Source organism: Uliginosibacterium sp. H1, from assembly GCF_036017065.1.
Lineage (GTDB): Bacteria > Pseudomonadota > Gammaproteobacteria > Burkholderiales > Rhodocyclaceae > Uliginosibacterium.
Genome location: NZ_JAYXHR010000002.1, coordinates 1,442,550 through 1,464,193, shown reverse-complemented (window position 1 = coordinate 1,464,193; position 21,644 = coordinate 1,442,550). Strand labels below are relative to the sequence as shown.

The window sequence follows — 21,644 nt, the reverse complement described above, 5'->3', positions numbered from 1 at the left end:
ACGCGGAGCACGGCACTATAGCGATCGAACAAGCGAGAGTCAAGCCAAGATTGCCGAGATTTTGTGACCCCTGCTTCGGGCATCACGGCGAACGGCAAGCCTCACCATAAGGGGTTCCTGAGAGGTTCTTCATGCCCCCAGCCCTCAAGGCCCTGCTCATCCAGGTGGCCGGCATCGCCCTGGTTTTCCTGCTTGCCCGAAGCGGCGTGCTGCCGCCCGTTGGCGCACTCGAACTGGCCTGCCTGCAAGGCCTGGCTGCAGCCCTCGTGTCGATCGGTCTGCGCTGCCCACGCTGGTGGACCGCCATCCACCTCGGATTCATGCCGTTGATTGTTCTGGCGGTCGGAATTTCGATACCGGCATGGCTATGGCTGTCCGGATTCGCAGCGCTGGCGCTCATCTACTGGAGCAGTTTCCGTACCCAGGTACCCCTGTTCCTCTCCAACCGGATCACAGTCCACAAGCTGGCAGCCTGGTTGCCGCCCCAAGGCACCGTGAAGCTGCTGGACATTGGCAGCGGAACGGGCTCATTGCTCACCCGACTGGCCCGGCTGCGCCCCGACTGGGCGCTCACCGGCATCGAGAGCGCCCCCGCTCCCTATGTCCTGTCACGCTGGCTGGCGCGCAAGCTGCCGCAACTGCATCTCGTACGCGGCGATTTCTGGAAACACTCGCTGGCCGGCTACGACGTCGTGTATGCCTTCCTGTCCCCCGTGCCGATGGGTGACCTGTGGCGGAAAGCGGTTCGCGAGATGCGTCCGGGAAGCTGGCTGGTCAGCAACAGCTTCGCGATTCCCGGAGCGGCACCGGAGGACCGGGTCGAGGTCGGCGACACACGCGGCAGCGTTCTCTATTGCTATCGCATCCCGGGTCGCGGTGGCAGACAGGCAAACGCAGCCGGCCTGGACGGCGATGCAAGCGTGGCCGCGCCCGCTGAAGCATTCCCGCCGCCTGCCGTAAACAGGTGACGATTTCTTGTTGGGCATGGACTGGAGGCAGGGTATGTCGGCAATCATCTGCATCATTGGCACGAAAGGGGGCTCGGGCAAGACGACCATGACCCACCTGTTGTGCCACGGGCTCACGCTGCTGGGCCGGCGCGCGGCCTGCGTCATGACCGACGAGTATCGTGAGCCGCTGCGCCCCGAAGGCCGCCGGTATGTGCTGGCCGATGCCCGCTCACCGGAGGCGCGGGAGAAGGTCGTGGACAAACTGCGCGACCTGCGCGGATGGGTGGGCGTGCTGGACGGCGGTGCAAACCGTACCGAGACGGACATCTCGCTGTACGAGATGAGCGATGTCGTGCTGCTGCCCTTTCGGGACTCTGCCGAGGACCTGCGCATCGTCATGCACGACCTGGAGCTCTTTCCCCGCGCCTATGCCGTACCGTCCCAATGGCCGCGCAACAAATGGGCGCAGGATGCCGCCAACCGCCTGATCGAGACGATGCCGGAGGAAATGCGTGCGCGCATCCTGCCGCCGGTATGGGCGATCTCCTCGTCGAAACTATTGCTGCAAACACAGCCACCGGAAAATCTGCCGACACCGTTGAACAACGCGGCACGCGGCCTGGCTCGGCAGGTCATGAATCTGGTGGAGGACGACGACGAGAAAGTGTCCGATGCCCTGGCCGAGGCCTCTGCAGGCAGTGCGGCACCCACCCCGCGCAGCCTGATCGCGGGGACCGAAACACGTCATTGAGGGCAAACTGAGCCGGGCAGACGCCCGGCCAGCACTCAGCCGCGCAAGCCTTGCCGCGCCAGCACCACCAGTGCCTGGGCGCGATTGGGGACATCCAGCGCCCGCAGGATGGCCGAGCAATGGACCTTGACGGTGCCTTCGGCCAGCCCCAGCAGCTCCGCGATCTCGCGATTGGTGCGCCCTTCCACCATCAGCTCCATGACCCGCGTCTGCGCTGCGGTCAGGCCGTACTGCTCGGCGATCGACTCGACGCTGCGGCGACGCGGCGCGCTGCGGGTCGGCGCGCCACTGTTCGGGTCCGGCACCACCACTTCGCCGCGCAACACCGTCTGCACGGCCTCGACCAGCTGCTCGGTGGACAACGTCTTCGAGATGAAGCCGGAAGCGCCTGCCTTGAGGGCACGCCGCACCGAAGCCTCGTCGGTCAGCGCGGAAACCACGATGACCGGTATCTCCGGAAAGCGATGAGCCAGCACTGACACCAGCGAGAATCCGCTCATGTCGGGCAGCATGAGGTCGACCAGCACGAGATCAAACTCGCGCTGCGCTTCGATCATCGCCAGCGCGTCCTGGCCACTGGCAGCCTGGAAGAAGGTGCTGTGCAACCCAAGATGCGACAAGGCTCCCACCATGGCTTCACGTACCAGGGTGTGGTCTTCGATCACCAGGATGCGGGTGTCTTCCGTCACGGCGCTGCGAGGAAAAAAATGAAATCGGAATGAGAATATCACGGCGGCAAGTCGGCAGGCGTTCACGCCTTGCGCGGCTGGCGTCACATCTGCCGCAATGCCCGCCTTGCCGAGCTTGCCGGGCCTTGGCAAGCTTCTGCATCGACTCAGGGCAACAGCTTCATGACATCAAGGAAACTACTTAGTTTGTGCGCCGCAGCGCTGGTTTGCGGGCAGGCACAGGCACAGGACGAGTCGCCCTACATCGATGAACTGCCGGTGGTGCTGTCGGCCTCGCGCCTGGCGCAGCCGCGGGTGGACGCACCCGGCGCAGTGACGGTACTGGACCGCGAGCAGATCCGCGCGTCCGGTCTGCGCGACGTCGCCGAGCTGTTACGGCTGGTGCCGGGCTTCATGTCCACGGTCGTCGATGGCAGCTACCCGGTGGCCAGCTATCACGGTCTCACCCGCGACCGCTCCAACCAGATGCAGGTCCTGGTGGATGGGCGATCGGTGTATTCGCCCTATCTGCTCGGTGGCATCGAGTGGAACCAGCTCGGCGTCTCGATCGACGACATCGAACGCATCGAGGTCTTCCGCGGCACCAACACCGCTGCCTATGGCGCCAACGCCCTGCTTGGCGTGGTGAGCATCACCACTCGCAGCGCGCTGGGCTCCCCTGTATTTGCCGCCAAGGCGCAGGCTGGCGACGACGGCATCAGCGACTTTTCCGTTGCAGGCACCGTGCAGGCGGGTGACGTCGGCCTCCGCCTGCGTGCCAGCCAGCAACGCGACGATGGCTTCGACGGCTGGGTAAACGGCAGGCGTGTAAAGCTCGCCGACATGCGCGCGGACTGGCGCCTCAGTGCCAGTTCCGCCATCGAAGCGCACCTGGGCAGCAACATCGCCACCACGCTGCGTGGCTATGCCACGGATTCGCGCGATCCCCCACGCGAGCAGGAGAACACCCTGAGCTATGGCCTGCTGCGCTTCCGCCACACCCTGAACGGCGGCGATGAGTTGATGCTCTCCTATTACCACCAGGAAGAGCGCACCAAGGACCGGTTCGATATTCCGACCCCGGTGCCGTCCCAGCTGCAAAGGCTGTTCGGCTGGCCCGCGATGCTGCCGCTCTACACGGACTTCGGCTCGCACTCGACCCGCGACGACGTGGAGTTCCAGCACATCGCCAGTCTGGCGGAGACGACACGGGTGGTATGGGGCCTCGGCGCCCGCCAGGACACGCTGGAAGCCCCGCAGTCCTTCTATCAGCGCGAGGAGGTCAACATGGACCACCTGCGCGCCTTCGGCAACCTCGAATGGCGCGCCACCGCACGCTGGCTGCTGAACCTGGGGCTGATGGTGGAGAACACTTCTCTTTCGGGCACAAAGGCGTCCCCCCGGGTAGCGGTCAATTACCATCCCGCTGCAGACCAGACCTTGCGCTTTGCCTGGAGCCGCGGTTACCGCTCCCCCACGCCATACGAAGAAATGTCGGACCTGCGCGTCGTCTATGACAACCGCTTGCTGCGCTGGCGTTACCGGCCCGCCGGCGATCTCGACCCGGAGCGCATCACCGCGGTCGAGCTGGGCTACGTGTGGGAGTCGCAGGCATACCACACGCTCATCGACATACGCGCCTATGACGAGAAGGTCGACAAGCTGATCCGCGAGACACGCGCACAACTTCCGCCGGGCACGCAGATCGATACCAGCACCAACCTGATCTACAGCTTCGCGAACTCGACCAGCGCGCACATGCGCGGCATCGAGTACCAGTTGATGTGGCGACCACGCCCCACCACCTGGGTATCGCTGGGCCAGAACTACATGAACATCCACAGCTCCGACGACAACATGGCCGATTCGGCGCCGCACATCGCAACCGTGCTGACGGCCAGCCATCGCTGGCCGTGGAGCATCAACACCTCGGCCAGCTTCTACCACTACAACGCGATGCGCTGGGGCCAGAACACCGACGCCCAGCTGGACAGCTACCACCGCCTGGACGTGCGCCTCGGCTACGAATTCCGCCTCGCCGGCAGCAAGTCCGAAGTCTTCCTGGTGGGGCAGAACCTCGGCCCCGACAACCAGGAGTTCAAGCCCCGCTATTACTTCGACCGCCGCTTCTTCGGCGGCCTCAGCGTGGAGTTCTGAACCCGCCGTCATGCGCCTCGCTCGCCGGCTCTCCCTCCTCCTGGCGTTGTTTGCCTGCCTTGCCGTGACGGCGGCCGAGGCGGCGGGGAGTGTCGCGCTGGTGTTGTCGGAGCCTTCGCAGGCCTATCAGGAATTTGCCGAAGCCCTGCGCGCCGAACTGCGTCGCGATGCCGGCCTGGACGTACAGGTCTACGACGGCGAGCAGCTGGGCAACAAGCCGCTGCCCGAAGTGCAGCTGGTCATCGCTGTCGGCAGTCGCGCAGCCCAGCAGATGGCGGCCCGCGATGTCCGCACCCCCCTGTTGCTCTCGCTGCTGCCGAAGACCAGCTTCGACCGCATCATCGGCGCCCGACCGGCAGCCGACACACGGCGCATCTCGGCAGTGTTCGTCGACCAGCCTCCGGCGCGCTACGTGGACCTGTTGCGCGTCGCCATTCCGGATCAGGAAAAGGTCGGCCTGCTCGCCGGCCGGGACAGCCGTGACAGTGTCACCCGCCTGGTGCAGGTCGCGCGCGAGCGCAAACTCAAGGCACAGCAGGAAAACGTCAACACCGAGTTCGACATCGTCCCCGCGCTGCAGCGCATGTTCACCGACAGCGGCGTCCTGCTGGCCACGCCGGACGGCTCGGTGTTCAACTCCAGCACCATCCCGAACATCCTCTTGTCGGCCTACCGCATGCGCGTCGCCGTGGTCGGCTTCTCGCAGAGCTACGTGAAAGCCGGGGCCATGCTGGCGCTGTACTCGACGCCCGCCCAGCTCGGCACGCAGAGCGGCGAGATCGCCCGCAGCGTGCTGAGTGGTGGTGCCTTGCCGGCGCCGCAGTATCCGCGTCACTTCCTGGTGGGCGTCAATGCGCACGTGGCCCGTTCCCTGGGCTACCAGCTCGACAGCGAAGCCAACATCAAGGAAAAACTGGAACGCCTGGAGCGCACGCCATGAACCTGCGCTGGGACATCCGCACGCGGGTGCTGTTCGTGGCCCTGGTGCCCACCCTGGCGCTGGGCATCCTGCTGACCCTGCTGCTCACTTTCTCGCGCCTGTCCGACCTGGAAGATGCCCTCGTCCAGCGCGGCACCGCGCTGGCGCGGCAACTGGCCTCGGCGTCCGAGTACGGTCTCTTCGCCGGCAACCGCGAAGTGCTGGACCGGCTGGCCGCCTCCACGATGGCCAACAACGACCTGCAGGGCGTGGCGATCTTCGACAGCGCACGCACCCTGATGGCCGTGTCCGGCCTGCAGGCCCACGCCTCCGACCGCAGCTTCGGCACCGCGCGGGTGGAGCAGGTAGGCAGCGACATGCTGCGCATCGTCGAACCCGTCGTGCGCACGCCGGCCGTCGAGGACGACCCCTACATCCTCACCAGCGAGCGGCCAGCCGGCAATGCAACGCTGGGCGAAGTGGTGGTGCTGGTCTCGCTGGAACAACTGCAAAGCCGCAAGCGCTCCCAGATGCTGGCGGCATTGGGCACGCTGGCGGTGGTGCTGGCAGCCAGCGTGCTGCTCGCCGCGCTGATGAGCCAGTCGGTCAGCGGACCGATCCGCGGCATTGCGCAGGCAGTCACCGACATCGGCCGCGGCCTGCTGGCCACCCGCGTGCCGGTGACGGGCGGGGGGTCGTTGCGCCGGCTCGCCGAAGGCGTGAACGACATGGCCGCGAGCCTGGCGGTGGCGCGCGACGAACTGGAGCAGCGCGTCTCCGAGGCGACCGACCAGCTGCGCCAGCGCACCGACGAAGCCGAGCGCGCCAACCTCGCCAAGAGCCGCTTCCTCGCCGCCGCCTCGCACGACCTGCGCCAGCCCATGCACGCGCTCGGGCTGTTCATCGCCGACCTTGCGCGCAAGGAACACAACGAGCAGAACCGCGCGCTGATCGAACGCATCGCGGCGTCCGCCGAAGCGATGGAGAACCTCCTCAACGGCCTGCTCGACATTTCCAAGCTGGATGCCGGCGTGGTCAGCGCCAACCCGCAGCCGACCTCGCTGACTCCGCTGTTCCAGCGTATCAACACCGATTACCAGCAGACCGCCGGCGAAAAGGGACTGCGCCTGCGCGTGCGTCCCACCGAACTGTGGGTCCACAGCGACCCGCTGCTGCTCGAGCGCATCATCCTGAACCTGGTGGGCAATGCACTGCGCTACACCGCGCGCGGCTCTGTGCTGCTGGTGGCTCGCAAGCGCGGCGACACGGTGCGCCTGGAAGTCCGCGACTCCGGCATCGGCATTCCGCCGGAGGCGCAGGAATCCATCTTCCAGGAGTTCGTGCAGCTCGATAACCCGGCGCGCGACCGCAGCAAGGGCCTGGGACTCGGGCTCGCCATCGTCCGCCGCCTCGCCCTGCTGATGGGCCATGACATCGGCCTGCACTCCCTACCCGGTCGCGGTTCGACCTTCTGGGTCGACATCCCGGTGGCCAGCCCGGTCGCGACGCGTGAGCATGCCCTGCAGCCGGATCACGAATTGCTGGGTTGCGTGGTCGGTGTGGTGGACGACGACGCGCTGGCCCAGCAGAGCCTGGCCGGCCTGCTGCGCGCCTGGGGCTGCTACGTGGTCGCCGCCGACGGGCTGGATGCCTTGCTGGACGCCTTCAACGAGGCCGAAGTGGAGCCGCAGATCCTCGTCAGCGACTTCCGCCTGCCCGGCGAGTACGACGGCCTCACCCTGATCAACGCCGTGCGGGCGCGCTACCGTCGTACCGTCCCCGCCCTGCTGCTGTCCGGCGACACCGGCCCCGAGACCCTGCGGCGCGCCATCGACTACGGCATCCCGCTGCTGCACAAGCCGGTACGCCCCGCCAAGTTGCGCGCGATGATCATCCACCTGCTCGCCTGGCGGGACGACACGCGCGGCGTATGATGCGCGCTGCACGCCTGACCCCCGGCCCCACCCCGACCCTGCAGCATCCGGCCACGCCGGCGCTTCACAAGGAATCACCACGATGAGCAGCGACAACAACCCCGGCGATCCCCTCGAATTCCTTCGCCGCATGTGGGGCAACATGGGCTTCGGCCTGCCCGGCATGGTGACCCCTACGCTGGACGTGGATGAACTGGATCGCCGCATCACCGACCTGAGAGCCGTCGAAGGCTGGCTGAAGATGAACCTGTCGATGCTGCAGATGACGGTGCAGGGCCTGGAAGTACAACGGGCCACGCTGGCCGCCGTACGCGCCATGAGCCAGCCCGACGCCACCACTGGCGAGCCGCCGGTCAATCCTTTCGCCAATCCGGCGCTGTGGACCTGGCCGTTCGCCGGCATGACCCCGCCCGCGACCGATGCCACCGCGGAAGACGCGCCGCCGGAGGACGACACCCCCGCCACCAGGCCGCGCCGCGGCAACCGCAAGGCATGAGCAGCCGCTTCGCCAGCGCAATCGCCTTCTCGGCAGACTGGCGCGAAGCCGTCGAGGAAGTCCTCGCCCAGCTCGAAGGGCCGCTCGCGCCGCAGGCCAACCTGGGATTCCTGTACATCGCCGACCAGTACGCCCACGCCGCCCGCGACATCCTGGGGCGCCTGCGCGCGCAAACCGGCATCGACAACTGGGTGGGCTCCACCGGCGTCGGCGTGATCGGCCGCGGTCAGGCGCAGATCGACTCGCCCGGCCTGTCGGTACTCATCGGCCAGATGCCGGAGGACAGCTACCGCGTGTTCTCCGGTCGCGCCCCGCTGTCACGCGATTTCGCCGCCTATGGCGCGGTGGTGCATGCCGACCCGGCCACGCCCGACATGAGCGAGCTGGTGCAGGACATGGCCACCAAGATCCGCGCGGGCACGCTCGCTGGCGGCCTTGCCAGCGCGCGCGGCACGGCCTGGCAGTTCGCGGGCGACGAACCGCTTACCGGCGGCATGTCGGGGGTGGCGTTCGACTCACGCATCCGCGTGCTGACGGCCATGAGCCAGGGCTACGCGCCGCTGCCGGGCAGCTGGCGGGTCACCGCAGCGCACGAACACATCATCGACAGGATCGACGGTCGTCCGGCGCTGGACGTCTACCGCGAAGCCGCGGGCCCCCTGCTCGGCGCCGACCTGCGCCGTGCCAGCCGCAGCCTGCTGGTCGGGCTGGCGTCTTCCAGCGAAGACCGTCGCCACTACGCCGTACGCAGCGTGGTCGGCATCGACCTGCAGAAAGGCGCGCTGGCGATCAACGACGGGATCGAGGCCGGCCAGCACCTGGTGTTCGTCCGCCGTGACGAGCACAGCGCCCGCGAAGACCTCCGCCGCATGCTGCAGGAACTGCGCGAGGCCTGCCCGGGCGTGCCCGCCGCCGGCCTGTACATCAGTTGCGCAGGCCGCGGCGGCGCGATGTTCGAGCGCGACGACAGCGAGGTGGAAATGATCGGCGACGCTTTCGGCAACCTTCCAGTGGCCGGTTTCTTCGCTGGCGGCGAGATCGTCGGCAACCGGCTCTACGGTTTTACCGGCGCGCTGACGCTGTTCTTCTGAGCCACCGCTGCCGGCAGCACCCATTCCCATGAGGCGCCCTGCCGGGCGAATGCGCCGGTGGCTTCCTGGCGGAAGCCAAGCTTCTGCAGGATGCGCGTCGACGGCCCGGCCTGCGGCAGGGTACGTGCAGTGACTTGGATGCCCGGCACCTCCCGTTGCGCCATCGCGATGAGCTCCTGCGCCATGCGGGTCGCCAGGCCGCCACCGGTATTGCCGTCGAAGGTCACGAAAGCGATCTCGACCCGCCCCTTCGCGGGCGGCCCCTTGAAGGCACAGCTCCCGACGATCTCACCGCCCTCCTCCGCCAGGTAGCCGAGCCATGGCGCACCGGCGCCGGTGCCACGCTGCAGGGCGAGCGTGGTTTCGCAGAGCCGGCGCAGGAAAGGGGAGCGGAAGACCTCCGGTAGCTGCAGCACGCCATCCATGACCGGAATGAGCTGCATGTGACGGTCCGCTCAGAGGCCCTTGAGCTGCAAGGCCGCTTGCAGCGGGGTGGGCGTGCCTTGCGCAGGAACACCCAGATCCCGGGCCTGTGCCGTTACAAAGGCGGCCCGCTCCGCGGTGTGCGGATGGGTCCGCAGCCAGGCCGGCGCCTCGTCACCGGCGGGCTGGAGGCTGGCAAACAGCGCGAAGACCTCTGCCGCGCCGCCCAGGTGGCCGTAGTGCCGGGCCACGGCCTGCAGGGCGGCGGCGTCGGCCGCCCGTTCCTGCTCACGACTGTAGTCGAGCAAGGGCAAGGTGCTCGCCCGCCCCATGCCGTCCGCGCCCAGACTGCCGCCCAGGCCGGCGGACACTACCGACGTGAGCGTCCCGATTGCGACGCCACGCCCCAGCCCGGTGATCGGATGGCGGAGCTGGACGTGGGCCAGTTCGTGGGCGAGCACGAAAGCCAGCGCATCTTCGCTCTTCAGCCGCGCGATGAGTCCGCGCCACACGAAGACGTTGCCGCCCAGCGTCGCCATGGCGTTCGGGACATCCTCATCCAGGTAGTGGATGCTGACCGACATGTCCGCCGGCATTCCCATGTCACGTGCCACGCGGGTGCCGAGTTGCCGCAGGGCGTCCCGGCTGGCGTAGGCGGGAGGGGCCAGCCGCGCCTCCTCCCAGTGACGGGTGAGCGGTGCCGCATAGTCCCGCTCGTAGTGGAAAGGCAGGCGTGCCGCGATTTCGCCCGCGAACCAGCCGGCCAGGACGACGCCGGCAGCAAGCAGCACCAGGCTGCCGATCAGCAGCCAGGCGAATTCATGCAGCGGGTGGATGTCGTCGGTGTGCCGGTCTTCGACGGGCTGACGATGCTCGTAGCGCATGGACGCATCAGCCCCGCGGCGGGCGCAGCGCGGTACCGTAGGCAAAGGCCTCGACGGCCGGCAGGGCACCCCGGTTGCCACCGGTGATGTTGGTGCTCTCGATCTTCACGTTGAAGATCAGCGTGCAGCCCTGGCGCAGTGCTTCCTCCTTCATGCGCAGCACGGCCTCGCGACGGGCGCGGTCGAGCAGGCTTTCATACGCACGCATGCGGCCGCCGAAGAAGCTGCGCAGGCCGGAGACGAACTGCTTGAAGTAGTCGGACCCCACCACCACGCAACCGCTGACCAGCACGCAGTCCTGCGGCTGCTGCGGCGAGGGCGGATAGCGGCTGGCAAAACTCGCGACGCGGCCGGCGTACTCCTTCTCGCGCCGACGGATCGACTTGAAGTGGCTCAGCTCGCGTGCGCGGCCGATCGTGTAGCCCAGCGCCAGCAGCACGGCGAAGACGACGAGGTCCGCGAACTGGAACAGGACGTGGAGCAACCCTTCCATGTGCTCACTCCAGCATCACGGCCGTGCCGTAGGCGAGGATTTCGGCAGCGCCGGCGGTGATCGACGTGGTGGAGTAGCGGATGTTGAGCACGGCGTTGGCACCCAGCGATTCGGCCTGTTCCACCATGCGGCGGCTAGCTTCTTCGCGGGCCTCCTGCATCAGCTCGGTGTAGGCCTTGAGCTCGCCGCCGACGATGTTCTTGAGGCCCGACAGCAGATCCTTGCCGACGTGCTTGGCCCGGACGGTACTGCCCTGCACGACGCCGAGATGCGTCCTGATGCGACGTCCCGGCACGATTTCGAGATTGGACAGCAGGATGTCGGATCCGCTGGTATAGGTTGGCGGCATGAACTGGGCTCCCACCCGTAATGACAGGTGGAAGGCAGTGTAGGGCAGTGCGGCCCGCTGGCGTTGACGCACCTGCCCGAAAGCGCAGTCAGGCCGGGCCGGCGGCGTCGCGCAGGCGCTGCGCGGTGGCCTCGTCGGCATCGTCGACGCGCAGCAGCTTGTGGCGTGAAGTCTCGCCGGACAGGATGCGGACCTGGCGGCGTGGCACGCCGCAGAACGCGGCGAGGAATTCGATCAGGCACTCGTTGGCGCGCCCGTCCACCGGTGGCGCGGCGAGCCGGACCTTCAGCGCGTCGCCATGCAGCCCGACGATCTCGCTGCGCCTGGCGCCGGGTTGCACGTGCAGGCTGATGGTCAGCCCGCCGTCCGCGCCCCGGCGCAGCCAGTTCACTGGAACAGCAGCGGCGTGAAGCCGGCGCGAATGCCCTGCAGCACGAACAGCGCGATCTGCACCACCAGCAGCAGCACCAGGGGCGAGAGATCCACGCCACCGACAGGCGGGATCACGCGCCGGAACGGCGCCAGCAGCGGCCGGGTGAGCTGGTTGAGCGTCGGCGCCAGCGGCGAATAGGGATTCACCCAGGACAGCACGGCGCTGATGATCACGACCCCCATCAGCAGGTACAACGCCACCTTCACCAACTCCAGCGCGCCGATTGCCAGCACGCCGACCAGCGCGGTGGCCGGATTGCCGAAGCCGCCTGCCGTCAGCAACACGCTGATGGCCACCAGCAGCGATTCGATCAGCCAGGCAGGCACCAGCGAGCAGGTGTCCAGCTTGCCGACGCTGGGCAGGACGCGCTGGGCCGGCAGCACGATCCAGTTGGTGGTGGCCAGCACGAACTGGCCAACCTGGCTGACGAAGGACATGCGCATCCAGCGCATGGCGGTACGCACCAGCAGCATCATGGAAATGAAGCCGCCGACGGTTTCTAGAATGATGCTCAGGATGCCGGAAAGCATGTGTCCCCCTATGTCGCGCTCAGGCGCTCTTGCCGTTGCCGGCCAGCGAGTCGCCGAGTTCTGCCCCGCGCAGGCGGGCAGCCTTCACTGCGGCGGCGATCAGTCCCTCTATGCCGGCAGCGTTCATGCTCTCCAGCGCCGCGGCCGTCGTGCCGCCCTTGGAGGTGACGCGCTCGCGCAAGGTGGCAGGACTCTCCGGGCTGCCTGCCGCCAGCAGCGCGGCGCCGGCGAAAGTCTCGATCGCCAGGCGCTGGGCCACGTCCGCGGGCAGGCCCTCCGCAGCCCCCGCGGCCGCCAGCGCCTCGATGAAGCGGAACACGTAGGCCGGGCCGCTGCCGGACACGGCCGTCACCGCATCCATCAGCGACTCGTCGGCCACCCATTCGCACCGGCCCACGGCCGCCAGCACCTGCTGCGCGGCAGCGCGGCCGGTGGCATCGACGTCGGGGTACGCATACAGGCCGGTGATGCCGCGACCGATCAGTGCCGGGGTGTTGGGCATGCTGCGCACGAGGCGGGTGTAACCCCCCAGCCAGGCCGCGATGTCACCCAGACGCAAACCGGCAGCGACGCTGAGCAGGAGCTGCTGCTTGAGCTGGCCCACCAGCGGCGCCAGCGCTTCGCGCATCTGCTGCGGCTTCACGGCCAGCACCAGCACCTCGCAGGCCAGCGCAGCCTCGTCCAGCTGGCCGAAGCAGCGCACGCCGAACTGCTCCGTCAACCGGCGCTGTCCGTCGGGCTCGCGCTCCACGACCTGGATGTCGCCGGGCGAATGGCCTTGCTTGATGAGACCGCCGATGAGCGCGGAGGCCATGTTGCCGCCGCCGAGGAAGGTGATTTTCATGTGCCGGAGGAACGCAGAACGAGGATGGAAGGGTAAAGGCGGAAGGTACAGGGGAAGCTGTCAGCGGGCAAAAGCCGCACTCGACGCAGAAGGATCAGGCAGCAGGATCGGCCTCGCGGTTGCCGAAGATCGCGGTGCCGACGCGCACGATGGTGGCGCCTTCGGCGATCGCCAGTTCGAGGTCGCCGCTCATGCCCATGGACAGGGTATCCATCTCCAGGCCGAAACGCTGGTTCAGTTCATCACGCAGGGCACGCAGGCGGGCGAAGCGGCTGCGCACCAGCGCGTCATCGTCGCTGGCCTCCGGAATCGTCATCAGCCCTCGCAACTGCAGGCGAGGCAGCGCGGCCACCGCCTGCACCAGCTCGGGCAGCTCTTCCGGCGTCACGCCACTCTTGCTCTGCTCGCCACTGACATTGACCTGCAGGCAGACCTGCAAGGGCGGCAGATGGACGTCGCGCTGCTCGGACAAGCGCTGTGCGATGCGCAGGCGTTCGACCCCGTGCACCCACTGGAAAGCCGCGGCTACCCCACGCGTCTTGTTGGCCTGCAGGGGGCCGATGAAATGCCACTCCAGGCCAAGCTCGCCGAGGGCCTCGATCTTCGGCGCCGCCTCCTGCACGTAGCTTTCACCGAAGGCCCGCTGGCCGGCTGCTGCGGCCTCGCGTATCGCCTCCACCGGGAAGGTCTTGGAAACCGCCAGCAGGCTGACCGCCTGCACCGGCGGTTCGACCGCCTGAACCTCCCGCGCGATGCGCGCGCGCACCGTTTGCAGGTTGGCTGCGATGCCCGTCATATAATCGTTTCGTTCAACTTCTGCTGTGTTTCGTCGAAAAGTATAGCAGCGCGTCCCCGGCCCCTTGCCGCGGGCGGCAGCCCTCTCCAACGCCCTCAGGGAGCCCTGGCCCGACATGGACATCACCGAACTGCTCGCCTTCTCCGTCAAGAACAAAGCCTCGGACCTGCACCTGTCGGCCGGCCTGCCGCCGATGATCCGCGTCAATGGCGACGTGCGCCGCATCAACCTGCCGCCGCTGGAGCACAAGGACGTGCACGCCATGGTGTACGACATCATGAACGACGGGCAGCGCAAGCAGTACGAAGAGTTCTTCGAGTGCGACTTCTCCTTCGCGGTGCCCAACCTGGCTCGCTTCCGCGTCAATGCCTTCAACCAGAACCGCGGCGCCGGTGCGGTGTTCCGGACCATTCCGTCCAAGGTGCTGTCGCTGGAAGACCTGAACTGCCCGAAGATATTCAAGGAAATCTCCGACCAGCCGCGCGGCATCGTGCTGGTCACCGGCCCGACCGGCTCGGGCAAGTCGACCACGCTGGCGGCGATGATCGACTACGTCAACGAGAACCAGTACGGCCACATCCTCACCGTCGAGGACCCGATCGAGTTCGTGCACGATTCCAAGCGTTGCCTGATCAACCAGCGAGAAGTGGCGCGCGACACCCTGTCCTTCAACAACGCGCTGCGCAGCGCGCTGCGGGAAGACCCGGACGTGATCCTGGTGGGCGAGTTGCGCGACCTGGAGACCATCCGCCTCGCCATGACCGCCGCCGAGACGGGCCACCTCGTGTTCGGCACCCTGCACACCAGCTCGGCGGCCAAGACCATCGACCGTATCGTCGACGTCTTCCCCGCCGAGGAAAAGGAAATGATCCGCGCGATGCTGTCCGAATCGCTGCGCGCGGTCATCTCGCAAACGCTGCTGAAGACCAAGGACGGCACCGGCCGCGTGGCGGCGCACGAGATCATGATCGGCACGCCGGCCATTCGTAACCTGATCCGTGAAGCCAAGGTCGCGCAGATGTACTCTTCCATCCAGACCGGTGGCCAGTACGGCATGCAGACGCTGGACCAGTGCCTGCAGGACCTGGTGAAGCGCAACCAGATTTCCCCGTCCGCTGCCCGCCCGATGGCGGTGAACAAGGACCTGTTCCCCGGCGGCATGTAAGCCCCTGCCACCGACGGCACCCAACCTGCACTACCCCAAGGCGTCGCCCGACCGCGCGGCGCCCATCGAGGACCGATCATGGAACGCGACCAGGCAATCAAGTTCATGCATGACCTGCTGAAGCTGATGGTGACCAAGAAAGGCTCCGACCTTTTCGTCACCGCCGGCTTCCCGCCCGCCATCAAGATCGACGGCAAGGTGGTGCCGCAATCGAACCAGATCCTGTCGCCGCAGCACACCGCCGAACTGGCGCGGGCGATCATGAACGACCGCCAGGCCGCCGAGTTCGAAGCCACCAAGGAGTGCAACTTCGCGATCTCGCCCTCCGGCATCGGTCGCTTCCGGACCAATGCCTTCGTGCAGCAGGGTCGCATCGGCATCGTGTGCCGGACCATCGCGCAGAAGATTCCCACCATCGAGGAACTGGGCCTGCCGCCGGTCATCAAGGACATCGGCATGTCCAAGCGCGGCCTGGTGATCTTCGTCGGCGGCACCGGCACCGGCAAGACGACCTCGCTGGCGGCCATGCTGGACTACCGCAACGAGCACAGCTACGGCCACATCATCACGCTGGAAGACCCGATCGAATTCATCCACGCCCACAAGAACTGCGTGGTCACGCAGCGCGAAGTGGGCCTGGACACCGACAGCTGGGAAGCCGGCCTGAAGAACACGCTGCGGCAGGCGCCGGACGTGATCCTGATGGGTGAAATCCGCGACCGCGAAACGATGGACCACGCCATCGCCTTCGCCGAAACCGGCCACCTCTGCCTCGCCACCCTGCACGCCAACAGCGCCAACCAGGCCATCGACCGGATCATCAACTTCTTCCCGGAAGAACGCCGCCCGCAACTGCTGATGGACCTGTCGCTGAACCTGCGCTCGCTGATCTCCCAGCGCCTGCTGCCGGTGAAGGACCGCAAGGGCCGCGTGCCGGCGGTGGAAATCCTGCTCAACTCACCGCTGATCGCCGACCTGATCTTCAAGGGCGAGGTGCACGAGATCAAGGAAGTGATGAAGCGCTCGCGCGAGCTGGGCATGCAGACCTTCGACCAGGCGCTGTTCGACCTCTTCGAGGCCAACCTCATCACTTACGAGGACGCGTTGCGCAACGCCGATTCGGTCAACGACCTGCGCCTGCAGATCAAGCTCAACAGCAAGCTGGTGGACAAGGACTTGCTGGCCGGCACGCAGAACCTCGACATCATCTGAGACGCGTCCCGCAAGAACACGAAGGGCCATGCGATGCATGGCCCTTTTTGCTGGATCGCGCCGGACGCCTAGCCGGGTTTGACTTCGTTCACCAGCTCTTCGCCCTTCTCGAAGGACGACACGTTGCCCAGCGTCGTCTGCGCGATCGCGGTGAGCGCTTCGTGCGTCAGGAAGCCCTGGTGGGAAGTGATCAGCACGTTGGGGAATGTCATCAACCGCGCCAGCGTGTCGTCGGGTAGCAGCGAGCCCGACAGGTCGTTGAAGAACACGCCCTCCTCCATTTCGTACACATCCAGCCCGACGCCGCCGACCTGGCCGACCTTGAGGGCCTCGATGAGCGCCGGCGTGTCGATGAGTCCGCCGCGGCTGGTGTTGAGGATAATCACGCCACGCCGTGCATAGCGCAGGGATTGCGCGTTGATCAGGTGATAACTCTGCAGCGTCAGCGGCAGGTGCAGCGACAGGATGTCCGAGTCGCGCAGCAGCTGTTCCAGCGTGCGGTACTCGAAGCCCATCTCCGCGGCGAGGGCCGGGTTCTCGTACGGGTCGTAGGCCAGCACCTTGAGCCCGAAGCCCTTGGCGATGCGCATGGCGGCCTGGCCGATTCGTCCCGCCCCCATGACGCCGATCGTGCGGCCATGCAGCGTGAAGCCGTCCAGCCCGTTGAGCGAGAAGTTGTTGTCGCGTACCCGGTTGAAGGCGCGGTGCGTCTTGCGCACCAGCGTGAGCAGCAGCGCGAAGGTGTGTTCCGCCACCGCCTCGGGCGAATAGGCCGGCACGCGGGCGACCTTCACGCCCAGCCGCGCTGCCGCGTCGACGTCGATGCCGTTGAAGCCGGCGGCGCGCAGGGCCACGATGCCTACGCCCAGATCCTTGAGGCGTGTCAGCACCGCATCGGTCAGGCGGCAGTTCACGAACGGACAGACCGCGTCGAAGCCCTGAGCCAGTTCCACCGTCTTCTCGTACAGACGCTCCTCGAAGAATTCCAGGGTGTGGCCAAAGCGGGCATTCGCGGCGAGCAGCGAACGTTCGTCATAGGGGTGTGTGTCGAAAACGGCGATGCGCATGACGGCTCCGTGATGCAGATGGCAGGATCACCGGATACTGAACCTGGACGCCTCGCGCCGCAACGTCCGTAACCGGGTCGGTAGTCGCCATCGGCGGGCGATGCAAGGTGCGCACCTTCTCCATTTGCGCCTGCTCATGCCGGCGTCTTCGATGGCGACTAATTACAAGACAGCGCCCGAGACCGCTTCCTACGATGACCCGTCCCATCACAGGAGGAAGACATGAGACAGGGCATCGGCATTCTGTGTGCCACGATCATCTCAGCCGGTTGCGCCAGTGCGCCCCCGGCTGCCGCGCCGGTGGCCGCAGCACCGGCCGCGCAACTCACCCGCCACTACGAGGCGATTCCGCTCGACGGCTTCGAGGACGCCATCCACCACTGGCGCAACCGCTACGGCGACAAGTACGCCAAGTACGAGCCGACGCAGATCATCGGCATCGCCGAGAATGTGCTGCTCTACCAGCGTGACGTGGGCGGATGGATCGAGAACCAGGATGCCACGCGCATCCTGTCCGCGTCCGAGATGGACGGCATCCGCAAGGAGAAGGGCAACCCGAAGGCGAGCTTCGACAACCGCAACGTGTACTCGCAGATCGAGTACCTCTTCGCGGTCTACGACCAGACCGGCAATACGCGCTACCGCGACGCCGCGATGAAGGGCTTCAACTACACGCTGGGCATGCAGCACAAGCAATGCGGCGGCTGGCCGCACACGGTGCCGGGCTCGGAGACCTATCACCCCTACATCACGATGGCCGACGAGGTGACCTCGGGCATCCTGCGCATGCTGCGCAAGATGGAGAACGGCAGCGCACCCTTCACCTCGGTATCCGCTGCCGACCGCGCGCGCGCCAAGGCCGCACGCGAACGGGGCGACGCCTGCATCCTGAAGCTGCAGATCGTGCAGAACGGCCAGCCTACCGGCTGGGCCGGCCAGTACGATCCGCAGACCCTGCAACCTGCGCAGGGCCGCACCTTCGAACTGCCCTCGATCATCTCCTGGGAGTCGGTGGAGGTGGTGCGTTACCTGATGAGCATTCCCTCGCCCTCGCCCGAGGTGGTGCGCGCCATCGACGGCGCCATGAGCTGGTTCGACCGCGTCAAGCTGACCGGCGTAAAGATCGAGACCGTGCCGATCGACCCGCCGGTGAAGTACACCTGGCACACCGCCACGACGGACCGTCGCCTGGTCGCGGACCCGAAGGCACCGCCGCTGTGGGCGCGCTTCTACGACCTGAAGGACAGCAGCGTGGTGCTCGCCAACCGCGACGGCACGCGCGCGGCGACCTATGCCGACGTGCATCACGAACGTCGTACCGGCTACAACTGGTACGGCACCTGGCCGACGCCGCTGATCGAGACGGAATACCCGGCGTGGAAGAAGCGCATGGGCCGCTAAGCGCGTACGTACCCCCGCCCATGTTCCTGTCCCGGCCAGCGGCCGGGACAGGCACGAACAGCAACGGACAGGGACGCCTCGCTAGCTCAGCGTGGGTCAGCGCTGCTTGAGCTTGGCCAGGGCGTCGGCCATGGCGCTGTTGCCCATACCGCCCTTGCCTGCATTGCGCTCGCCGCTCCTGTCGCCCCCCTTGCGCACGTCGTCACGGCGGGCGCGTGACGGGGCGGAAGCGGGCTGCCCGCTCCGCGCCTGACGATCCGCCGACGGATTGTTGGTCGCGGGGCGCACTTCATCGGCAAGGCGCATGGTCAGTGCGATGCGCTTGCGCGCGACGTCGACCTCCACCACTTTCACCTTCACGATGTCGCCGGCCTTCACAACCTCGGCGGGGTTCTTCACGAAGCGGTTGGCGAGCGCGGACACATGCACCAGACCGTCCTGGTGCACACCGATGTCGACGAAGGCACCGAAGTTCGTCACGTTGGTGACGACGCCCTCCAGCAGCATGCCGGGCTGAAGGTCCTTGAGATCCTCCACGCCGTCGCGGAATGACGCCGTCCTGAACTCCGGGCGCGGGTCACGGCCCGGCTTGTCCAGTTCGCGCAGGATGTCCTGCACGGTCGGCAGGCCGAAGCGCTCGTCGATGTACCTGTCCGGCGCCAGGCCACGCAGCAGCGTGGAGTCTCCCAGCAAGGCACGCACGTTCTTCTGCACGTCGGCAAGGATGCGTTCGACGACCGGGTAGGCCTCCGGGTGCACCGCCGAGGCATCGAGCGGATTGTCGCCGTCCATCACGCGCAGGAAGCCGGCGCACTGTTCGAAGGTCTTGTCGCCCAGGCGCGGCACCTCGCGCAACGCGCGGCGATCGCGGAAGGCGCCATGCGCATCGCGGTAGGCCACGATGTTCTGGGCCAGCGTGGCGTTCAGCCCGGAGATGCGCGCAAGCAACGCGGCCGAGGCCATGTTGACGTCCACCCCGACGGCATTGACGCAGTCCTCCACCACCGCGTCCAGCGCGCGCGCCAGCCGGGTCTGGTTGAGGTCATGCTGGTACTGGCCGACGCCGATGGACTTGGGGTCGATCTTCACCAGCTCGGCCAGCGGGTCCTGCAGACGGCGGGCGATGGACACCGCCCCGCGCAGGCTGACGTCCAGTTGCGGGAACTCCTTCGCGGCGAGTTCGGACGCGGAATACACGGACGCCCCCGCCTCCGACACGACGATCTTGCTGAGCCGAGCCTCCGGCAGCCGCTTGATGAGCTCGACCGCCAGCCTGTCGGTTTCGCGACTCGCGGTGCCGTTGCCGATGGCCACGAGCTGCACCTGGTGGCGGCCCACCAGTTGCGACAGGGCATGCAGGGCACCGTCCCAGTCGCGACGCGGCTCGTGCGGGTAGATCGTGGTCGTCTCCAGCAGCTTGCCGGTGGCATCCACCACCGCCACCTTCACCCCCGTGCGCAGGCCGGGGTCCAGCCCCAGGGTGGCACGCGGGCCGGCCGGCGCGGCGAGCAGCAGGTCCTTCAGGTTGCGCGCGAAGACGCGGATGGCTTCTTCCTCCGCACGCTCGCGCAACTCGCCCAGCAGGTCGAGTTCGATATGCAGGCCGAGTTTCACGCTCCAGGTCCAGCGCGCGGTGTCCACCAGCCAGCGGTCGGCGGCGCGTCCCTGGTCGCGGATGCCGGCGTGCGACATGATGCGGCGCTCGCAGGCGTTCGGCTCGGGGCTGCGGCTACCGTCCTCGGGGTCGGAATCCAGCACCAGCTTCAGGCGCAGCACCTCCTCGTTGCGACCGCGGAACAGGGCAAGCGCCCGGTGCGAGGGAATCGCCGACAGCGGCTCACGGTAGGCGAAGTAATCGCGGAAGCGCGCCGCCTCGGCATCCTTGTCCTTGCCCTCGGCCACGACGGCCTGCACCACGCCGTGCGCCTGCACGTACTCGCGCAATGCGCCGACCAGCCCGGCGTCCTCGGCGAAGCGCTCGATCAGGATCTGGCGTGCGCCGTCCAGCACCGCCTTGGCGTCGGCGAAGCCGGCCTCGGCATTCAGGAACTTCGCCGCCTCGTCCTCCGGCTTCAGCATCGGATCGCCGAGCAAGGCGTCGGCCAGCGGCGCGATGCCTGCCTCGCGCGCGATCTGCGCCTTGGTGCGGCGCTTCTGCTTGTAGGGCAGGTACAGGTCTTCCAGCCGCTGCTTGGTGTCGGCGTTCTCGATCTCGCCTCGCAGCAGGGGTGTCAGCTTGCCCTGCTCCTCGATGCTGGCGAGCACCGTGGCGCGCCGGGCCTCCAGGTCGCGCAGGTAGCCCAGCCTTTCCTCGAGCAGGCGCAGTTGCGTGTCATCCAGTCCGCCAGTGACTTCCTTGCGATAGCGGGCGATGAAGGGAACGGTGGCGCCGTCGTCGAGCAGTTCGATGGCAGCGACGACCTGGCGGATCTGCGCACCGATGTCGGCGGCAAGGCGGGATTCGATGGGAGGCAACATCCGGGTGCGGGGGGGGGTGAAACGGGGAAGCCGGACTATGCCAAGGCGCACGGTGGCCGGCAAGGCTGCGCGGCCGTCGGCAGGTCAACAAAAAACGCGCCCTGCAAGCAGGACGCGTTCGCGCAGATACCGGTCGTGGGTACTACATCGACGACACCACGGCCGGATTCACGGTAACCGTCTTGGCCTGGTTCGAGGTCTTGCCGCTCTGCGTGCGGGCGACCACGCGGAAGGTGATGTCGCCCGGAACGAGCGGCCGGAACTTGATGTTGGACTGGTAGTCGCCGTTGGTCTGGGTGACCACGACGGCCGTGCCCTGGGTCTGCTCCCAGGTGTAGGTGATCTGGTTGGCCGGAATGCCACCCGTGACGGCGACCTTCACGTTGAAGGAGTATTCGTCGCCCACCCGGCCGGTGTCGGTCGCGGTCAGTTCGGTGATGGTGATGGAATCCTGCAATACGCCTGCGGGGTCCGCGTCACCACTCGATCCGCAGCCCGTCAGCAGCGCGGCGATGGTCAGGAAAAAGGCTGCCACAAGGCCCTTGCCGTGGCGAATGGTCTGCATGTTCATGTTCTTCTCCAGAGAGGTTGCCGTCAGCGGTT

Annotated in this window: 22 protein-coding genes; 10 read left to right on the top strand and 12 right to left on the bottom strand. The window is 67.1% G+C overall.

Annotated elements, in window-relative coordinates:
• Positions 1 to 164: 164 nt before the first annotated feature.
• Positions 165 to 968: a class I SAM-dependent methyltransferase gene (locus tag VVD47_RS16320; protein WP_327604548.1), complete on the top strand. Its 804-nt coding sequence runs from the start codon at positions 165 to 167 to the stop codon at positions 966 to 968.
• Positions 969 to 1,002: 34 nt separating this feature from the next.
• A complete protein-coding gene (locus tag VVD47_RS16315) occupies positions 1,003 to 1,701 on the top strand; it encodes a hypothetical protein (RefSeq protein WP_327604660.1) in 699 nt (232 codons plus the stop codon).
• A gap of 35 nt (positions 1,702 to 1,736) precedes the next feature.
• On the opposite strand, the gene VVD47_RS16310 is transcribed toward VVD47_RS16315, so the two are convergent.
• A complete protein-coding gene (locus VVD47_RS16310; protein WP_327604547.1) occupies positions 1,737 to 2,390 on the bottom strand; it encodes a response regulator transcription factor in 654 nt (217 codons plus the stop codon).
• A 186-nt stretch (positions 2,391 to 2,576) separates the two neighbouring features.
• On the opposite strand from VVD47_RS16310, the gene VVD47_RS16305 reads away from it, so the two are divergent.
• The 5 genes from VVD47_RS16305 (at position 2,577) to VVD47_RS16285 (ending at position 8,966) form a co-directional block, all read left to right on the top strand.
• Positions 2,577 to 4,526, top strand: coding sequence for a TonB-dependent receptor plug domain-containing protein (locus VVD47_RS16305; RefSeq protein ID WP_327604546.1), 1,950 nt, complete (start codon positions 2,577 to 2,579; stop codon positions 4,524 to 4,526).
• Positions 4,527 to 4,536: 10 nt separating this feature from the next.
• Entirely contained in the window at positions 4,537 to 5,466 is a 930-nt protein-coding gene (locus tag VVD47_RS16300) for an ABC transporter substrate-binding protein (RefSeq protein WP_327604545.1), read from the top strand.
• Complete coding sequence (locus tag VVD47_RS16295) at positions 5,463 to 7,379, top strand: hybrid sensor histidine kinase/response regulator (protein WP_327604544.1); 1,917 nt, start codon at positions 5,463 to 5,465, stop codon at positions 7,377 to 7,379. The genes VVD47_RS16300 and VVD47_RS16295 overlap by 4 nt, the downstream gene beginning before the upstream one ends.
• A gap of 82 nt (positions 7,380 to 7,461) precedes the next feature.
• Positions 7,462 to 7,875 carry a PhaM family polyhydroxyalkanoate granule multifunctional regulatory protein gene (locus VVD47_RS16290; RefSeq protein WP_327604543.1) on the top strand — a complete coding sequence of 138 codons (414 nt, stop codon included), beginning with the start codon at positions 7,462 to 7,464 and terminating at the stop codon, positions 7,873 to 7,875.
• Positions 7,872 to 8,966: an FIST signal transduction protein gene (locus tag VVD47_RS16285; protein WP_327604542.1), complete on the top strand. Its 1,095-nt coding sequence runs from the start codon at positions 7,872 to 7,874 to the stop codon at positions 8,964 to 8,966. The genes VVD47_RS16290 and VVD47_RS16285 overlap by 4 nt, the downstream gene beginning before the upstream one ends.
• On the opposite strand, the gene VVD47_RS16280 is transcribed toward VVD47_RS16285, so the two are convergent.
• From VVD47_RS16280 to VVD47_RS16245, 8 genes are all read right to left on the bottom strand, one after another.
• Positions 8,930 to 9,409, bottom strand: coding sequence for a GNAT family N-acetyltransferase (locus VVD47_RS16280; protein WP_327604541.1), 480 nt, complete (start codon positions 9,407 to 9,409; stop codon positions 8,930 to 8,932). The two genes, VVD47_RS16285 and VVD47_RS16280, sit on opposite strands and share 37 nt — an antisense overlap.
• Before the next feature lie 12 nt (positions 9,410 to 9,421).
• Complete coding sequence (locus tag VVD47_RS16275) at positions 9,422 to 10,273, bottom strand: M48 family metallopeptidase (RefSeq protein WP_327604540.1); 852 nt, start codon at positions 10,271 to 10,273, stop codon at positions 9,422 to 9,424.
• Positions 10,274 to 10,280: 7 nt separating this feature from the next.
• Complete coding sequence (locus tag VVD47_RS16270; protein ID WP_327604539.1) at positions 10,281 to 10,766, bottom strand: YbjQ family protein; 486 nt, start codon at positions 10,764 to 10,766, stop codon at positions 10,281 to 10,283.
• A gap of 4 nt (positions 10,767 to 10,770) precedes the next feature.
• A complete protein-coding gene (locus tag VVD47_RS16265; protein WP_327604538.1) occupies positions 10,771 to 11,115 on the bottom strand; it encodes a YbjQ family protein in 345 nt (114 codons plus the stop codon).
• A gap of 88 nt (positions 11,116 to 11,203) precedes the next feature.
• Positions 11,204 to 11,506 (bottom strand): DUF167 domain-containing protein, encoded by a 303-nt coding sequence (locus VVD47_RS16260; protein ID WP_327604537.1) that lies wholly within the window; start codon positions 11,504 to 11,506, stop codon positions 11,204 to 11,206.
• Positions 11,503 to 12,078, bottom strand: coding sequence for a YggT family protein (locus VVD47_RS16255; RefSeq protein ID WP_327604536.1), 576 nt, complete (start codon positions 12,076 to 12,078; stop codon positions 11,503 to 11,505). The genes VVD47_RS16260 and VVD47_RS16255 overlap by 4 nt, the downstream gene beginning before the upstream one ends.
• Before the next feature lie 19 nt (positions 12,079 to 12,097).
• Positions 12,098 to 12,922, bottom strand: a complete 825-nt coding sequence (gene proC, locus VVD47_RS16250; RefSeq protein ID WP_327604535.1) for a pyrroline-5-carboxylate reductase — start codon at positions 12,920 to 12,922, stop codon at positions 12,098 to 12,100.
• 94 nt (positions 12,923 to 13,016) lie between these two features.
• The gene (locus VVD47_RS16245; RefSeq protein ID WP_327604534.1) at positions 13,017 to 13,718 is read right to left on the bottom strand and encodes a YggS family pyridoxal phosphate-dependent enzyme; all 702 of its coding nucleotides are present in this window, start codon (positions 13,716 to 13,718) and stop codon (positions 13,017 to 13,019) included.
• A gap of 115 nt (positions 13,719 to 13,833) precedes the next feature.
• Between VVD47_RS16245 and VVD47_RS16240 the strand changes: the two genes are divergently transcribed.
• Positions 13,834 to 14,883, top strand: coding sequence for a type IV pilus twitching motility protein PilT (locus tag VVD47_RS16240; RefSeq protein ID WP_327604533.1), 1,050 nt, complete (start codon positions 13,834 to 13,836; stop codon positions 14,881 to 14,883).
• A 78-nt stretch (positions 14,884 to 14,961) separates the two neighbouring features.
• Positions 14,962 to 16,095: a PilT/PilU family type 4a pilus ATPase gene (locus VVD47_RS16235; protein WP_327604532.1), complete on the top strand. Its 1,134-nt coding sequence runs from the start codon at positions 14,962 to 14,964 to the stop codon at positions 16,093 to 16,095.
• 68 nt (positions 16,096 to 16,163) lie between these two features.
• Here VVD47_RS16235 and VVD47_RS16230 read toward each other — a convergent pair whose 3' ends face one another.
• Positions 16,164 to 17,162 carry a 2-hydroxyacid dehydrogenase gene (locus VVD47_RS16230; protein WP_327604531.1) on the bottom strand — a complete coding sequence of 333 codons (999 nt, stop codon included), beginning with the start codon at positions 17,160 to 17,162 and terminating at the stop codon, positions 16,164 to 16,166.
• 222 nt (positions 17,163 to 17,384) lie between these two features.
• Between VVD47_RS16230 and pelA the strand changes: the two genes are divergently transcribed.
• On the top strand, positions 17,385 to 18,563 hold the full coding sequence (pelA, locus tag VVD47_RS16225; protein WP_327604530.1) for a pectate lyase: 1,179 nt from the start codon (positions 17,385 to 17,387) through the stop codon (positions 18,561 to 18,563).
• 96 nt (positions 18,564 to 18,659) lie between these two features.
• On the opposite strand, the gene VVD47_RS16220 is transcribed toward pelA, so the two are convergent.
• Both VVD47_RS16220 and VVD47_RS16215 read right to left on the bottom strand, forming a co-directional pair.
• Positions 18,660 to 21,041, bottom strand: coding sequence for a Tex family protein (locus VVD47_RS16220; protein ID WP_327604529.1), 2,382 nt, complete (start codon positions 21,039 to 21,041; stop codon positions 18,660 to 18,662).
• Positions 21,042 to 21,183: 142 nt separating this feature from the next.
• On the bottom strand, positions 21,184 to 21,612 hold the full coding sequence (locus VVD47_RS16215) for a hypothetical protein (RefSeq protein WP_327604528.1): 429 nt from the start codon (positions 21,610 to 21,612) through the stop codon (positions 21,184 to 21,186).
• Positions 21,613 to 21,644 lie beyond the last annotated feature (32 nt).

Excerpts from the sequence above, each read along its gene's own strand:
- VVD47_RS16230 (WP_327604531.1), bottom strand. The coding sequence starts at position 17,162 with ATGCGCATCGCCGTTTTCGACACACACCCCTATGACGAACGTTCGCTG.
- VVD47_RS16270 (WP_327604539.1), bottom strand. The coding sequence starts at position 10,766 with ATGGAAGGGTTGCTCCACGTCCTGTTCCAGTTCGCGGACCTCGTCGTC.
- VVD47_RS16255 (WP_327604536.1), bottom strand. The coding sequence starts at position 12,078 with ATGCTTTCCGGCATCCTGAGCATCATTCTAGAAACCGTCGGCGGCTTC.
- VVD47_RS16265 (WP_327604538.1), bottom strand. The coding sequence starts at position 11,115 with ATGCCGCCAACCTATACCAGCGGATCCGACATCCTGCTGTCCAATCTC.
- pelA (WP_327604530.1), top strand. The coding sequence starts at position 17,385 with ATGAGACAGGGCATCGGCATTCTGTGTGCCACGATCATCTCAGCCGGT.
- VVD47_RS16245 (WP_327604534.1), bottom strand. The coding sequence starts at position 13,718 with ATGACGGGCATCGCAGCCAACCTGCAAACGGTGCGCGCGCGCATCGCG.
- VVD47_RS16220 (WP_327604529.1), bottom strand. The coding sequence starts at position 21,041 with ATGTTGCCTCCCATCGAATCCCGCCTTGCCGCCGACATCGGTGCGCAG.
- VVD47_RS16280 (WP_327604541.1), bottom strand. The coding sequence starts at position 9,409 with ATGCAGCTCATTCCGGTCATGGATGGCGTGCTGCAGCTACCGGAGGTC.
- VVD47_RS16215 (WP_327604528.1), bottom strand. The coding sequence starts at position 21,612 with ATGAACATGCAGACCATTCGCCACGGCAAGGGCCTTGTGGCAGCCTTT.
- VVD47_RS16235 (WP_327604532.1), top strand. The coding sequence starts at position 14,962 with ATGGAACGCGACCAGGCAATCAAGTTCATGCATGACCTGCTGAAGCTG.
- VVD47_RS16300 (WP_327604545.1), top strand. The coding sequence starts at position 4,537 with ATGCGCCTCGCTCGCCGGCTCTCCCTCCTCCTGGCGTTGTTTGCCTGC.
- VVD47_RS16290 (WP_327604543.1), top strand. The coding sequence starts at position 7,462 with ATGAGCAGCGACAACAACCCCGGCGATCCCCTCGAATTCCTTCGCCGC.
- VVD47_RS16285 (WP_327604542.1), top strand. The coding sequence starts at position 7,872 with ATGAGCAGCCGCTTCGCCAGCGCAATCGCCTTCTCGGCAGACTGGCGC.
- VVD47_RS16240 (WP_327604533.1), top strand. The coding sequence starts at position 13,834 with ATGGACATCACCGAACTGCTCGCCTTCTCCGTCAAGAACAAAGCCTCG.
- VVD47_RS16275 (WP_327604540.1), bottom strand. The coding sequence starts at position 10,273 with ATGCGCTACGAGCATCGTCAGCCCGTCGAAGACCGGCACACCGACGAC.
- proC (WP_327604535.1), bottom strand. The coding sequence starts at position 12,922 with ATGAAAATCACCTTCCTCGGCGGCGGCAACATGGCCTCCGCGCTCATC.
- VVD47_RS16315 (WP_327604660.1), top strand. The coding sequence starts at position 1,003 with ATGTCGGCAATCATCTGCATCATTGGCACGAAAGGGGGCTCGGGCAAG.
- VVD47_RS16295 (WP_327604544.1), top strand. The coding sequence starts at position 5,463 with ATGAACCTGCGCTGGGACATCCGCACGCGGGTGCTGTTCGTGGCCCTG.